Genomic DNA, 13833 nt, shown 5'->3' on the forward strand with positions numbered 1-13833 from the left:
TGTGCCGTTTTAGATTGCTTCCTGCGTCGCTATGACGTAACGGCGAGTTTTTTGCAGGAGACATCGCCTCAGGAAAAATGCATACCAATAAAGGAGTATTTTTTTGTTTCAGAAAAAAAAAGGGACAAAAAATTTCTACTTAAGTATTGAGGAATGTATCTTATTCAAAACATCCACCTTGTTAGTTCCAAAATTGCTATTATACAATCTATTTTTTCTTGTTATCTGTTCAGACTTTGTAAAAGGACAACAGACAGTATGCGACCAAACCGAATTGTGTTTGTCTATCATAGGTGAAAAATATTCCGAATCTGAAAAGAAAATTCTTTTAGATAACTGGAACGACTTTTCGGGGGAAAATCTGAATGATCAGTTTCCTATAGATAAAAATATTAAGACCCGTGTAATAAGTTTAAGATTTGATGGTATTGGGTGCATCTATCCATCTTTTATAAACGATACAGCATATAGAGCCCTGTTCTTGAATAATCAGAAAGATCAACGTGATTATACCAAGCTGAGTTTTTTTGACTCGTATTATTCAGATACGGTTGATGGCAAATTTCGCAAGGCACTTCCTGGAATACTTTCTGAGAACCTGGTTCAAACAATTGTTGGAAAACGAGAAAGTATAGAACGCAATGAAAGCGGAGCAAAAGAGATATATGCTTTCAGGAAGACATGGAATTCTTATTATTTGCCCGAAATTGACCGGGCTTTTAAAGCGCAAATACAAAGCAGCCCGGTTAAGTATGTTTTCTTTTTTATACATGGATTTAATGTGCCCTATGCCCTTGCACATTTGCAAGGGAATAGAATGTTTAAGGAAATAATAGAGAATTTGCCCAAAAGCATCAGCGTTGATGAAGTACTCTTTGTACGTGTATTTTGGCCAGCGCTTTCGGAGAAAAAATCTGACTTTATGAACAACCGGTGCGATATAACAAATAATAAGCTTAAGGTACATAAATCAAAGGCGTATTATTTTGGCACTAATCGTGCATACCTAGCCGGTAATACATTGAATAACATTATTGCTAAGTTTCCAACTGAGGTAAGCATTCAAATCATGACGCATTCATTCGGATCGGTGGTTGCGAGCTCTACAATTCTATGTCCAAAGCCTAAAATTTCTGAGCGACAACAAGCTTATCCTCTTAATTCGGAATTATTAAAAGCATTTAAGGAGTCTGAGGATTTATCTAAGCACCAACTTCATTTTTTTATGAATGCAGCAGGAATGCCGGGTGTTTCAACGTTTTCAAAAATTAATCAACAAAAAAATCAAAATCATTATTTCTATATAGGACACAACAGGAAGGATAAAACGTTATTGAAAGCATTTATTCCATTGATACGGTTTCCCACAACAAAAAATTCGAGCTCGTTGGGTTGTAACTACAGAAAGGAAGTGAGTAAAGTAAAACATCTGTTTGCGAGAGAGATGTTAAGTGATCATTTTTACGAAGCCCGAACAAGCAATGATAAAGAACACGATTTTTTTTGCTATGTACAGCAACCACAATACAGACAGTTTTTGATTACCTATTTACATAGCTTGAAATAGCAGTACAAATAACCAAAACTATTCAGATGCTTCAAAAAAACAAATGGAAAATTTTTACCCTGTTAATGCTGTTGCTCAACCTCAATGAGGCTGCTGCTCAAAGTAAACTTGTAACGTACAGTAGTAAATCATCGTTGCAATATGGCTTTAGCCTGAAGGTGCTGGTTGGTATTGGTGTTATTAATCCGGAAAGAAGAAATACTATTAGCAATAAATCTAAAAAAGAAGAGGTAAAGATTAAAAATTCGCTGAGTGAGTATATGAACTGGCGAATAGGAGCATCTGCCGGCGTAGGTTCGTTTGCAGGAGATAATAACTGGTTTTATCCCTCGCTTAATATCGATTTTATGTGGTATCAGGGAGGAATTGGGAGTAAATGGCCGGGACATAAAAGAAGTAAATCCTGGATGTTCCAAAATGATTTAGAAATTATTGGATCTTATTCCTTAACCGGAGGCATTAATCACCGGCTTAGGCGAAACTGGTTTAATGAAAAAACATTTATCAATAAGCCCTATTACTATTTCAATACATTTAATCAACCAACACTTCAAAACCCCTTTGATTATTCTGTTACACTTGGAGGAAATATGATTTGGTTTCCTACAAGGAAGGAGACTAAATTTCAGAGGGTAGGTTTTTTAAACCTGAACCTGAACCGGATTCAACTTTCCTATCTCAACGATGGACCTCCATTTAAAATGCCATTTGGGGATGAGTATGACCGATTGCATACGGGAGGCGGATATATCAGTTATCATGGAAGACAAAGCGATTTTATAAGTTTAGTTGAAGTAGGCTTTGACAAATTCACAGGATATAGCAAAAATGCTTATGAACTAGGTAATCGTCTTGGCAACGGGTTTGTCTATCACCAGGATTCAGCACAACAATTTTATAACAAAGGAAGAATTTATATAAACGTAGCGAGTTTACGGAATAACGCAGGCGTATCACTAAGTTTTAATGATTTCCCGAAGTTGGATGTTCAACATATGATTCATCTGTCAAACAAGTATCCGCTACATGCTGTTCCTAATGAAAAGTTTGTTTCTATAGCGCCCCTATATTATATGAATCATTTAAAACTTGGATTACAATGAAAATAAATTATCTACTATATGCTATTATTGTTTTTTTGTTTGTTTCATGTGGCACACAAAAGAAATTTGTAGAAAAAACGCAGGCTGAAATTGATCAAATGGGTGACAGGGTTAATGAGTTTTCATTTGATACTACAACTACGGAGTTATATGTGCGTACGGTTGTGAAAGTTAGGTCTGTAAAGCAGATTGTAAAATATCAAAAGGCTAAGGATAAATATGGGGTTTTTTATGAATTGAAAAATCTGGAATCCAATGTAGAATATGATAGTACTACTAAAATTGTGGAAGAACAATATTTGCTTTATAATCGGAAACTTAATAAAGTTCTAATAATAAACAACGTACCAAATTACTTTGAAAAGCTATTTAGTGAGAAAGATTTGAAACAGGCTAAAGACGGTAAAGGCACATCTAAAGCGAAAGACCCCCAAAAAGTTGACACAATATTAACTTATGATATCTGGAGATTTAATCAATTCAGATTTGGGAATATTATGGAGGTGGGAAAAGATTCATCTATTTATACTTTCCATGATGTGCTGGATTTCAAGAAAGATCATGTTTGGTATTTAAAAAAAGACACAATCGAAGGAGCAATTTACCTGAAAAGATTCGCCCAAAAAGATTCATTTAATGAGGATATACAAGAAATAAGACCAACTTATCCTTTTGATATGAAATTCCGAAGAATCAATAATTTCAATTTTGTATTGAAAGATAATCGCAAAGGCTTTGCAAATAATCCAGAAAATGTAAAAAGCTCTGAAATAACGGGACAAACGATGAAGCTTTACAGGTATAATAAACAATGGTTTTTGGTATTTCAATTAACAAACCCTCCTTTAGGGATGAACCCGTTTGTTGTATTTGAAAATGGCTCTATATATGCTGAGCCTTATTTTACGAATTGATCTGATACCATTAAAGTTGAAGGCATAAGAGGTAGCCTGGAGACTTTGTTTAGGAATCAAAGTGCCGGAATATTATGAATCTTTTCCTCTCAGGCAAATCTCTGTAAGGGACTGGACGATCTCCAACTCACGATACTAATGTTTTAGTTTACTTATGATATGTTGAGTTTTTTCTTCCATCTCTGCGCCAAAGCAAAACTCAAAACCCAACTCCCAATCCCTAATTCCCCATCAGCTTCTTCACCGCCTCCACCGCAAATCGAATTTCCTCTTCCCTTGTAAACCGTCCCAAACTAAAGCGGATACTCCCCGCCGCCGCTGCATCGCTGCAGCCCATAGCTTTGAGCACATGCGAAGGTTCGGCTAAGGCACTGCTGCAGGCCGAGCCGGAAGAGAGGGCCAGCTGCGGCTGTAAGCGGGTAATCAGTTGATTGGCACCCGGGATGGAAAAAGAGAGATTGGCCACATGTGGCAACAAGGCCGATCGATTACCGTTGAGGCTGCAACTGCCCGTTTCCAGCAGTCCATCGAGTAGCTGATTGCGCAGGGCCGAAAGCCGTTCGGTTTCGCTGTGCAGCAGCTGTCCTGCCAGGGCACAGGCTTTGCCAAGGCCCACAATACCGGGCACATTAAGGGTGCCGCTGCGCAGTCCTTTTTCATGACCGCCGCCGTAGAGCAGGGGCTTCAGTTTCACCCGTGGATTTTTGCGGCGCACATAGAGGGCGCCCACACCCTTGGGTCCGTAGAGTTTATGCGCCGAAAGGGCCAGCAGGTCAATGCCGTCGGCCTGTACATCCATCGGCAGTTTGCCCGCTGCCTGTGTGGCATCGGTAAAAAAGAGCACCTGTTTTTCTTTGGCCAGCGCTCCTATTTGCTGAATGGGGAAGACAACCCCTGTTTCGTTGTTGGCATACATCGCCGCAATCAGCACCGTATCGGGACGGATGCTTTCGGCCAGCAGGTCCAGGTCGGGCAGTCCCTCGTTGTTCACCGGCAGATAGCTTAGCTCGGCACCTTGCTTTTCCAGGGCAGCACAGGTATCCAGCACCGCTTTGTGTTCGGTTTGCCAGGTAATGATATGCCGGCCTTTTGTGTGGTAGGTATGAAACACCCCTTGGATAGCGAGGTTCACCGCCTCGGTGGCCCCGGAGGTGAAAATAATTTCGCTGGCGTCGGCTTTTAGTAAATGCGCCACCTGCTCCCGGCCAATGGTCACCGCTTCTTCGGCCACCCAGCCATAGGCATGGGTTTTACTGGCGGCATTGCCAAAGTTTTGGGTAAACCAGGGCAGCATCGCTTCCAGCACCTGCGGGTCGCAGGGCGTAGTGGCATTGTAATCGAGATAAACAGGTAACTGCATAGTAAGTGGTTGCAAATTACGGCTTATTACGTGAGTCCTGAGCGAAGTCGAAGGACGTTTACCCAAGCCTGAGCGCCGTCGAAGGATGGGTTTCGAAGCATGAAGCAAGTCCTGAGCGCCCTGCTCTCCGCAACGCAGTAAAGGAGAGCGTCGAAGGACGGTTTTCCCTTCTTGTCCCGGCAAACCCTCGGAGTACAAAAGCACAGTTAAGAAACTCACTACTCGCCACTCACTACTCACCACTCACCACCTCTCCCCACCCAATACAGGCAGATTCTTGTCGCATCCGGCCCGTCTTTTAACATTTTGCGCAAAGCTTTCGGCCTAACTTTGCAGCACTTCACCATCCAAAGCCATAGAAACACTTAGTTTCCCAATTCTGCTGCTGCGAGAGATACTATTCAACACTTAAAATCGTTAGAGCTATGCATTTGGTGAACCAAATCAAATTATTAATTTTACGTATCCTTTATCCGTTTAAAACCTATTCTATGAAACTGTTACGTACCAACGTACTCTACATTGCGATCACTGCCCTCATTACTTTACAGATTCCCATTGCTATTGCCGGTAACAGTCCCGACGCAGGTACCTTGTTGCATTTCGTCAACAAACCCGCAGCCGAAGAGGCCGCCGCTCCGGTACTGAGTGCCGAAGAACGGTTGCTGCAAACGGCCGACAGCATCTACGATACCCTGCACCTGCTCCATGCCGGTCTGGAAGAAGAAGCCTTTGAACTGGCCTATAAAGGCTATTACAAACTGAAAGAACTGGGACAGATCAGCAAGACGGATGTGTTAACCATTGCCGATTTTTCGCAACCTTCCTCCGCCAAGCGCCTCTTTGTGCTGGATATGGAAGCAGGGAAGATCCTGTTTCAAACACTGGTGGCACATGGCCGCAACAGCGGACTGATTTACGCCAAAGAGTTTTCCAACAAGCCCGAATCCAACAAAAGCAGTCTGGGTTTTTACCGTACCCTGCAGTCGTACTACGGCGATAAGGGCTATGCCATGCGTTTGGAAGGGTTGGAAAAAGGCATCAACGACAAGGCTTACCAGCGGGCCATCGTATTTCATGGCTCCGATTATGTAACCTCCAGCTTTTTGAACAGCAACGGTTACCTCGGCCGCAGCCTCGGTTGCCCGGCGGTACCCATGAACCAGACAAAGCCCATCATCAACACCATTAAAGATGGCAGCCTCTTGTTTATTTACCATCCAACAGCACAATACAAAAGCAAATCAACCATTCTCAACAGTTGATGTTGTAATAAAAGATTAACCTGTAAGATTCGGAATTGCTGATGATGACAACCCTGGCTTTGCCGGGGTTTGTTGTTTAGTACACAATCATCCAGGCAACCAACTGGATCAGGGCGCCAGCCAGCAGTCCAACGCTGATTTCTGCCGGTCTGTGATCGCTTACCAGTAAACGGCTGGTACAGGTAATACCGGTGATGAGGATAGCTACCAGCAAGGGCAAGGCATCATCAAGCTGGTTGCTGAACAGCAACAGCAGCATCAAGGCAAGCATACCACCCACGCCGGTTGCATGCATGCTTACTTTCATATAATTGTTGATGAGCAAGGAAGCCGAAGCTGCAATAAACGCACTCAACAAAAAGGCACGGAGGGCTAAGGGATCGTTGAGTTGTTTGGAAACATAATAGCTCCAGAAGAAAAAGGTAATACTGGCTACGTAGGGTACAATGCGGTCCTTTTGCGTGCGTAGTTGTATCGACTGGATAAAGCCCAGTCCTTTCAACAGCAACACGGTAACCAGTGGCAGGAAAATGCTGGTGCTGAACACACGCAGGAACACCGTTAAGCGCATATCCTGCTCCATACCCACAAACACGGTGTTGTTCCTGTACAGCAGAAACAATACAACCCATGCAATTACAAATACAGGATGAAATAAGTACGAGAAAAAGACAGCGAACGCTTTTACAACAGGGTTGGTCTTGTTGTCTTTTACATCAAGATGCCCTTCTTCTGTAACCACCAGTTGTTCCATAACAGCTTATAATTGTTTACGCAAACGGGCAACCGGTATATTCAGTTGCTCACGGTACTTGGCTACCGTACGTCGTGCAATATTATAGCCTTTTTCCTGAAGTAACTCAGTCAAACGCTCATCGCTGAGCGGCTTGCGTTTTTCTTCTGCTTCCACCAGGTCGAAGAGGATCTTTTTCACCTCACGGGTCGATACTTCTTCGCCGCTTTCGGTACTCAATGATTCACTGAAGAAGAATTTCAAACGGTACGTGCCAAACTCGGTTTGTACAAACTTGCTGTTGGCCACACGGCTCACGGTGGAAATATCGAGATCGGTCTTTTCAGCAATGTCTTTTAAGATCATCGGCTTCAGGTTGGTTTCATCGCCGGTGAGGAAGAACTCCTCCTGGTGATACATGATGGCATTCATGGTGTGCAGCAGGGTGTTCTGCCGTTGTTTGATGGCATCAATAAACCATTTGGCCGCATCAATCTTTTGTTTGATGAAGAGAACGGCTTCTTTCTGACGCTTGTCTTTTTTACTGCCCCGGTCGTATTCCTTCAGCATATCCCGGTAGCCTTCGCTGATGCGCAGATCGGGGGCGTTGCGGGAGTTGAGCGTAAGTTCCAGCTTGCCGTTGTTGTTGAGGATAAAAAAGTCGGGAACGATATAGGTTTCCGCTTTGTTGACTTCCCCTACATTGCCGCCCGGCTTGGGGTTGAGTTTAATGATTTGCTGGATGATGGCTTTGAGATCATCATCGTTCAACGAGAGACTGCGTTGTATTTTCTCGTAATGCTTCTTGGTAAACTCATCGAAGTATTTTTCGAGAATAACAATGGCCTGCTCAATATCTTTTGAGCTGTTCGTTTTCTGTTTATGCCGTAACTGGATGAGTAAACATTCCTGCAGATCTCTTGCACAGATGCCCGGCGGGTCAAACTGCTGGATCAGGTGAATGATGTCTTCCACTTCCTGCTCCGACGATTCAATGTTCTGCCGGAAAGCAAGATCATTCACGATGGCACTGTTTTCACGACGCAGGTAACCGTCATCGTCAATACTGCCAACAATCTGCTCGGCAATCACGCTGCGCTTTTCATCCAGCTTCAGCATGCCCAGCTGCTGTAACAGGAGTTCGTAAAAACTGGTCTCCAGTTTAACGGGGGTTGTCTTTTGCTCTTCATGATCGCCATAATTATCATCTCGTGTACGATAATCAGCAACATCGTCATCGCTGTCGCTTACGTATTCGGCAATATCAATATTGTCGTACTCATCTTCGCTGCCATCGAGTTCATAGTCTTCTTCGTCAGACGAATCAAACTCATCCCTGGGCTCATCCAGCACCTGCTCGTCGGTTTCTTCGTTCGATTGTTCCAGCGCAGGGTTCTCTTCCAGCTCCTCCTTAATCCGTTCTTCGAGATTTGCCGTAGGTACCTGCAGCAGCTTCATGAGCTGAATTTGCTGGGGCGATAATTTTTGCAGTAATTTTTGATGTAGTCCCTGACTCAGTGCCATTTTCTCAATACATTTAGGTTTACAATGCAATGTTCGTATGGCTAAATTAGGAAAAAATCACACCTGTTTTAAAAATTGGAACAATTTTTGCTGTTTGGTACTGGTCTGCTTGCTGTACTGGGCTCCTTTAGCTGCACAAAACGCTGATTCTGTTAAAGTTAAACCAATTGTAAGGAATCCGTCAGTTTTTCAGCATTTTAACAGTTCCGGTTCATTTTTACCGCTCAACTCCGAACCGGGTAAAAAAATTCAAATAAATTTTGGAAGTCCTTTTGCGCATTGGGGTTTTATGTGCGTAGGCGAATACAAACTCGAACAAAAGACGGGTCTTCCGCTCCGTTTACGGCTGGGTTCGCTGGAGTATGTGAACAAGCTGGAAGGGAAACGGTAAGCTTATACTTCACTTTCTTTTAAATAGGCCAGGTGATTTTGTACGGCACGTACATCGGCAAAACTATAGGCATCGCCTAATGCCAGTTTGTGTTCGGTATTGCTTTGTTCGGGGTAGAGTTCAATGTGGTTGAGAATGGTTTGCAGCTTTTCTGCAGTTAAAAGTTGCTCCACTTTTACGCTGCCTGTTTTTACAAGATCTACCAAATGCCCTTCAACGGTTCCCGGAGTAATGTTGCGTAAAGCCGCAATTTCTGTAATGGATTTTCCTTCGTTAAAGTAAGTAAGCGTAATGGTCTTGGTATCTACTTTGGGTGCTGTTGATTTTTCTTGCCGTTCTTTTTTAGGGCTTGCCTGCTTGGCGGCAATATTGGTAGATAAATTGTGTTCTGTACAGTAATCGGTTACCAGTTCCAGAATCTCATCGCCATACTTCTCTACTTTGGCTTTGCCAAAACCGGAAAGCAACAGGAGATGCTCTTTCGTAAAAGGCAGATAGGTACAAATATCCTGCAGGCTGTTGCTGTTGGCAACCATGTAAATGGGTTGGTTGCTTTCGTCGCACACACGGTCACGCCATTCTTTTAACAGAAAATACAGTTCGGGGTGAACGAGGCCGGCAGCAGTTTGCTTTTTATTGGCAGCATAGCTCGTAAGATTTGCCCTCGGTAGGGTGAGATTTAGTTTGTGTTGCAGGTGTGCGGTAATACCAAAGGGTTCTCTGCCCGATTGCAGGTTATAGATTTCGGTATGCAGTGCAACAAAAAGTGCATTGAGGTATTCGTTTACTTCGTCGGCAACGGTTTTGTGTTCGGTAATGAGCGGATGTTGTTTCAACTGTTGCTGCAATTCTTCCAGCCGTGGAATAAAATAATTACTCGCATCCTGTACCCGTTTTTGCAAAGCAGTATTTTCTTCTACCAAGGGATGTTGCTTGCTGAGTTCATTCAGTTGTAGCAGAAATTTTTGTCCCAGCCTATTCAGGTTGAGTAATTGTTGCTGCCAGTTGCTGATCCAGCTTTCGGCATCTTCCTGTAAATCGAACTTGTGTTTGGTAATACTTTGCTGCAGTTGTTTGCCTGCAAGATTGGTTTGTGCAAAGGAGAACAACTCTTCGAGTAATTGTTGCACAAATACTTTGCGTGCTTCTTCAAAACGTTGGGGTAAAGAACCTTTGGGCAGTAAGGCTTTTTGTCCGTCGACCACCTGTTGGTTACTGAAGATAACCGATGGTTGAATTTTCGACAGCAGTACAATACCCTCCAGGCTGGTACAACGGCTCAGTGCCACATACACCTGTCCGCTGGTAAAAGACAGACCGGCATCGATCATTACTTTTTCAAACGTAAGCCCCTGGCTTTTGTGAATGGTGATGGCCCAGGCAAGCCGCAACGGGTATTGTTCAAACGTACCCAACACATCCTGCTCCAGTTTGCCATCTGCACGGTTTAAGGTATAACGGGAGTGATCCCAGGTCTCTTTTTCTACCCGGATGTTTTCCTTGCCGCAGCGTACCACAATCTCCTCTTCGGTTAACGAATGCACTACACCGATCTTGCCGTTAAAGAATCGTCTGCCTTGTGTATCGTTCTTTAAAAACATCACCTGTGCACCTTCACGTAATACGAGTTCGGCATCAGCAGGATAACTGTTCTCGGGAAAGTCGCCATCAATTTTTGCAGTGTAGGTATAGGGTGGGGCAGTTAAACGTTGCAACTGCTGACGATTGATGAGCTCTGCCTGGTTATTATGCGATGTGAGTGTAATGTATGTTTCATCCCGATCGGGTTGAAAGCCCGGGCTATACCGTTCATTCAATATTTCGAGATCCTCCGCTTCGAGCTGGTTGTTACGTACTTTATTGAGCAGCTTTACAAACAACTCTTCTTTTTGTCTGTAGATAGTAGTGAGTTCGATCAACAATGGCATTTGTTCCTGTATCACCTTGCTGTCAAAAAAGAAAGTAGAATTATAATATTCCTGTAATACCTGCCATTCCTGATTTTGTGCAACAGGTGGTAACTGAAACAGATCGCCAATGAATAGCAACTGTACACCACCAAACGGAACCTCATGTTGCCAACGCACACTCCGTAGAATGGTATCAATCGCATCCATTACATCGCAACGCACCATACTTACTTCATCAATGACCAATACTTCCATTTTACGCAGCAGTTGCAGGCGTTGTTTGTTGTAACGGATTTTGGCCAGTAGTTCCTGTTTACCTGCAGCGGTTGGTAAAAACGGATGAAAGGGTAGGTGAAACAAACTATGCAGTGTTACACCACCGGCATTGATGGCAGCTACACCTGTAGGTGCAGCAACAATGGTATTCTTGGCGCTGTGTGCTTTGAGGTATTTGAGAAAAGTGGTTTTACCTGTACCTGCTTTACCGGTAAGGAAAATACTTTCCTGCGTTTCGGTTACAAAGCGATAAGCCAGTTCAAACCGTTCGTTGCGTTCCACAGATTGCATAGTCTGTAATTAATAAATAAGACGTTTGTAATTAAGCGATGTTCCGCCAAAGTTAACAACCAGGCCCAACTTCATTCCGGAAGCTTTTAAATAATTGAGCGTTTGCGCTACAGCAGCATCCGTAATGCCATCTTTGTTCACTTTTACTTCTACAATGATTTTATCGAATACGCTGAAGTCAATTCTAAACCTGCGGTTCAATGGAGTGTCTTTATACAGTACAACGATTGCATTTTCCCGTAAGTAATGTATGTTCCTTGCTTTGAACTCAATTTCTATCGCATCTTTATACACCACTTCTGAAAATCCAAAACCAAGTGTTCGATAAACTTCCAGGCAAACAGCAACGATGTTGTATACGTCTACTTTGTATAAAAGATCTGCCATATAACTGATTTAGTTAGGCCACGAATTACACGAACGACACGAATTTCATTCGTGTAATTCGTGCAGTTAGTGGTTTGCAATTAAGCGGTTGTTTTTTCCCCCAGCAACAACAACTCATTTACCTGCACTTCGCAGATGTATTTTTTGTTACCGTCTTTATCGTTGTAGCTGCGGTTAATGAGTTTGCCTTCCACCAGGATTTCTTTGCCTTTGGCTAAATATTTTTCGGCAATCTCTGCTATTTTACCCCAGGCCACCAAGGTATGCCATTGGGTTTCGGTTACTTTTTCACCTTTGGCATTGCGGTAGCTTTCGCTGGTGGCTAAACTGAAACGGGCCATTTTTTTACCGCTTTCCAGTGTTCTTACTTCGGGAGCATTGCCGAGGTTACCAATCAGCTGCACTTTGTTTTTTACTGCGTACATAGTGTTGAAATTTGCCGCCTGCAATTGCTGCAGACGAGGTTGTAAAATTTGTTATCTCAGTCAGCGGATGTTGATTGCCGTTGACAGCACAAAGTTGTTACAGCAGCAAAGTGCCAGTCGGTTGATAACCGTTTCTATGGCAATAATATACTTGTTTACACCAGCAGAAAGGCTTAATTTTGTAATATGGATAGGTTAGTTTCTTATTTTTAGTTCCCTATGTTTATCAAACAATATCCCATAGAATTACACGTTCTTAATTTACCGTTACTCTATTTTTGAAACAACCAACGTTACATCCAAAAACTTGCTTCACCGTTATGTCTTACGAACGCTACTTATCCTTTTTGAGCCAAGCCGAGTTAAAAGCTGCTCCCAAAGAGTTATTTCATGAAGGTAATTTTGACTTGTTAATGAAAAGCCCTAAAGTCGCTGTTGTTGGTTCACGAGAAGTCAGTAATGATGGAATTAGAAGAACTCAGATGATCGCAACGGAGCTTGTTAACAGGGGCGTTACAGTTGTAAGTGGCCTTGCACAAGGCGTTGACACTATTGCTCACACTACCGCTTTATCGGGTAAGACAATTGCAGTACTTGGAACTCCGATAAGTATGGCAAGTCCTGTATCAAATACTGAATTGCTTAATGAGATTAAGAAGAATCACTTAGCAATTACACAATTTAAGGAAGGAAGTAAAGTATATCCTTCTAACTTCCCTGCTCGTAATAAAACCATGGCATTAATAACTGATGCTACTATTATAATTGAAGCATCCGAGCGTTCTGGTACACAGCACCAAGCTTGGGAAGCTATAAGACTTGGAAGGCAGGTTTTCTTAATGGAAAACATCATTAAGTCAGACATTAAATGGGCTCATAAAGCGTTAGAATATGGAGCCGTAGTATTAACAAAGGATAACTACGGTTACATCTTAGATTCTATCGCCGAGTTCCATTTAGAGATTACTTTATGACAATAGGAGCGTTTTCTATATATGAATGTGGCAAAAGGGGCGAAGAGCAAATAATTACCAATTCTAAAAGCATTATAGCCAATACAAAAGCCTGCCGTCTTAGCTTTTTTGAAAAATACCTGAACGAAACTATGGACGTTTCCATCCGAGATTCGTTGTCAAAACTTATTCCTCCAAATGCAACTTTAATTCCTTTACCAAAAAGTGCGCCTTTAGTTACTAATGCACAATGGCCCGGAAGAGATATATGCGAGATACTAATAGCAAATGGGTTCGGGAAAAATTATAAGCCATTATTAAAAAGAACTAAAGCTGTTCCTAAAGCCGCTTTTCAACACGGCTCAGAGGATAGACCTACTGTGCAAACGCATTACGATTCTATTGTTTTTGAGGATGAACCTTTGTTTACTCGCTCAATAGAAACTATAGTATTGGTTGATGACGTAATAACGCAAGGAAGGATGTCTGCTGCGTGTTCTCTTAGAGTCATGGAGGCATTGCCAAACGTTACGGCTGGACTGTTTGGCTTAATTCGTACAAATACTTTTACCAACATCGAGAATGTCATAAATCCTAAGCATAGCAACGTATTATATTTTCCTGACTCTGGAAAGACTTTTCACAAGATTTTGTAACCTGCCGAAATAATAATACAATTCGAGAAGATTTTTACACTAAATCTTGTGTTTTTAATTTATTGAGCATATCTTTAC

Annotated in this window: 12 protein-coding genes; 6 read left to right on the forward strand and 6 right to left on the reverse strand. The window is 42.5% G+C overall.

Annotated elements, in window-relative coordinates:
* The first annotated feature begins 178 nt into the window (after positions 1 to 178).
* Genes IQ13_RS06800 through IQ13_RS06810 form a run of 3 tightly spaced genes read left to right on the forward strand, consistent with a single transcriptional unit; the run spans position 179 to position 3584 of the window.
* On the forward strand, positions 179 to 1567 hold the full coding sequence (locus IQ13_RS06800) for an alpha/beta hydrolase (RefSeq protein WP_158637342.1): 1389 nt from the start codon (positions 179 to 181) through the stop codon (positions 1565 to 1567).
* A 26-nt stretch (positions 1568 to 1593) separates the two neighbouring features.
* Entirely contained in the window at positions 1594 to 2670 is a 1077-nt protein-coding gene (locus tag IQ13_RS06805; RefSeq protein WP_144885356.1) for a polymorphic toxin type 23 domain-containing protein, read from the forward strand.
* On the forward strand, positions 2667 to 3584 hold the full coding sequence (locus IQ13_RS06810; protein WP_144885357.1) for a hypothetical protein: 918 nt from the start codon (positions 2667 to 2669) through the stop codon (positions 3582 to 3584). Before IQ13_RS06805 ends, IQ13_RS06810 begins: the two co-directional genes overlap by 4 nt.
* A gap of 220 nt (positions 3585 to 3804) precedes the next feature.
* Here IQ13_RS06810 and IQ13_RS06815 read toward each other — a convergent pair whose 3' ends face one another.
* Positions 3805 to 4944, reverse strand: coding sequence for a cysteine desulfurase family protein (locus IQ13_RS06815; protein WP_199758202.1), 1140 nt, complete (start codon positions 4942 to 4944; stop codon positions 3805 to 3807).
* Positions 4945 to 5435: 491 nt separating this feature from the next.
* Between IQ13_RS06815 and IQ13_RS06820 the strand changes: the two genes are divergently transcribed.
* Positions 5436 to 6209 (forward strand): murein L,D-transpeptidase catalytic domain family protein, encoded by a 774-nt coding sequence (locus IQ13_RS06820; protein ID WP_144885358.1) that lies wholly within the window; start codon positions 5436 to 5438, stop codon positions 6207 to 6209.
* 76 nt (positions 6210 to 6285) lie between these two features.
* Here IQ13_RS06820 and IQ13_RS06825 read toward each other — a convergent pair whose 3' ends face one another.
* The 5 genes from IQ13_RS06825 to IQ13_RS06845 all read right to left on the reverse strand — a co-directional run bounded on the left by IQ13_RS06825 (position 6286) and on the right by IQ13_RS06845 (position 12146).
* Positions 6286 to 6963: a hypothetical protein gene (locus tag IQ13_RS06825; RefSeq protein WP_144885359.1), complete on the reverse strand. Its 678-nt coding sequence runs from the start codon at positions 6961 to 6963 to the stop codon at positions 6286 to 6288.
* 6 nt (positions 6964 to 6969) lie between these two features.
* On the reverse strand, positions 6970 to 8466 hold the full coding sequence (rpoN, locus tag IQ13_RS06830; RefSeq protein WP_144885360.1) for an RNA polymerase factor sigma-54: 1497 nt from the start codon (positions 8464 to 8466) through the stop codon (positions 6970 to 6972).
* 393 nt (positions 8467 to 8859) lie between these two features.
* On the reverse strand, positions 8860 to 11334 hold the full coding sequence (locus IQ13_RS06835) for a helix-turn-helix domain-containing protein (RefSeq protein ID WP_144885361.1): 2475 nt from the start codon (positions 11332 to 11334) through the stop codon (positions 8860 to 8862).
* A gap of 9 nt (positions 11335 to 11343) precedes the next feature.
* Positions 11344 to 11721 (reverse strand): GxxExxY protein, encoded by a 378-nt coding sequence (locus tag IQ13_RS06840; RefSeq protein ID WP_144885362.1) that lies wholly within the window; start codon positions 11719 to 11721, stop codon positions 11344 to 11346.
* Between the two features lie 80 nt (positions 11722 to 11801).
* Complete coding sequence (locus IQ13_RS06845) at positions 11802 to 12146, reverse strand: single-stranded DNA-binding protein (protein WP_144885363.1); 345 nt, start codon at positions 12144 to 12146, stop codon at positions 11802 to 11804.
* Positions 12147 to 12466: 320 nt separating this feature from the next.
* Between IQ13_RS06845 and IQ13_RS06850 the strand changes: the two genes are divergently transcribed.
* Entirely contained in the window at positions 12467 to 13120 is a 654-nt protein-coding gene (locus tag IQ13_RS06850; protein ID WP_144885364.1) for a DNA-processing protein DprA, read from the forward strand.
* Positions 13117 to 13755 (forward strand): hypothetical protein, encoded by a 639-nt coding sequence (locus IQ13_RS06855; protein WP_144885365.1) that lies wholly within the window; start codon positions 13117 to 13119, stop codon positions 13753 to 13755. The genes IQ13_RS06850 and IQ13_RS06855 overlap by 4 nt, the downstream gene beginning before the upstream one ends.
* Positions 13756 to 13833: the final 78 nt, after the last annotated feature.

This window comes from Lacibacter cauensis, from assembly GCF_007830055.1.
Classification (GTDB): Bacteria; Bacteroidota; Bacteroidia; order Chitinophagales; family Chitinophagaceae; genus Lacibacter; species Lacibacter cauensis.

Coding starts and splice junctions, on each gene's coding strand:
- IQ13_RS06805 (WP_144885356.1), top strand. CDS start 1,594: ATGCTTCAAAAAAACAAATGGAAAATTTTTACCCTGTTAATGCTGTTG.
- IQ13_RS06835 (WP_144885361.1), bottom strand. CDS start 11,334: ATGCAATCTGTGGAACGCAACGAACGGTTTGAACTGGCTTATCGCTTT.
- IQ13_RS06825 (WP_144885359.1), bottom strand. CDS start 6,963: ATGGAACAACTGGTGGTTACAGAAGAAGGGCATCTTGATGTAAAAGAC.
- IQ13_RS06840 (WP_144885362.1), bottom strand. CDS start 11,721: ATGGCAGATCTTTTATACAAAGTAGACGTATACAACATCGTTGCTGTT.
- IQ13_RS06855 (WP_144885365.1), top strand. CDS start 13,117: ATGACAATAGGAGCGTTTTCTATATATGAATGTGGCAAAAGGGGCGAA.
- IQ13_RS06815 (WP_199758202.1), bottom strand. CDS start 4,944: ATGCAGTTACCTGTTTATCTCGATTACAATGCCACTACGCCCTGCGAC.
- rpoN (WP_144885360.1), bottom strand. CDS start 8,466: ATGGCACTGAGTCAGGGACTACATCAAAAATTACTGCAAAAATTATCG.
- IQ13_RS06845 (WP_144885363.1), bottom strand. CDS start 12,146: ATGTACGCAGTAAAAAACAAAGTGCAGCTGATTGGTAACCTCGGCAAT.
- IQ13_RS06820 (WP_144885358.1), top strand. CDS start 5,436: ATGAAACTGTTACGTACCAACGTACTCTACATTGCGATCACTGCCCTC.
- IQ13_RS06850 (WP_144885364.1), top strand. CDS start 12,467: ATGTCTTACGAACGCTACTTATCCTTTTTGAGCCAAGCCGAGTTAAAA.
- IQ13_RS06810 (WP_144885357.1), top strand. CDS start 2,667: ATGAAAATAAATTATCTACTATATGCTATTATTGTTTTTTTGTTTGTT.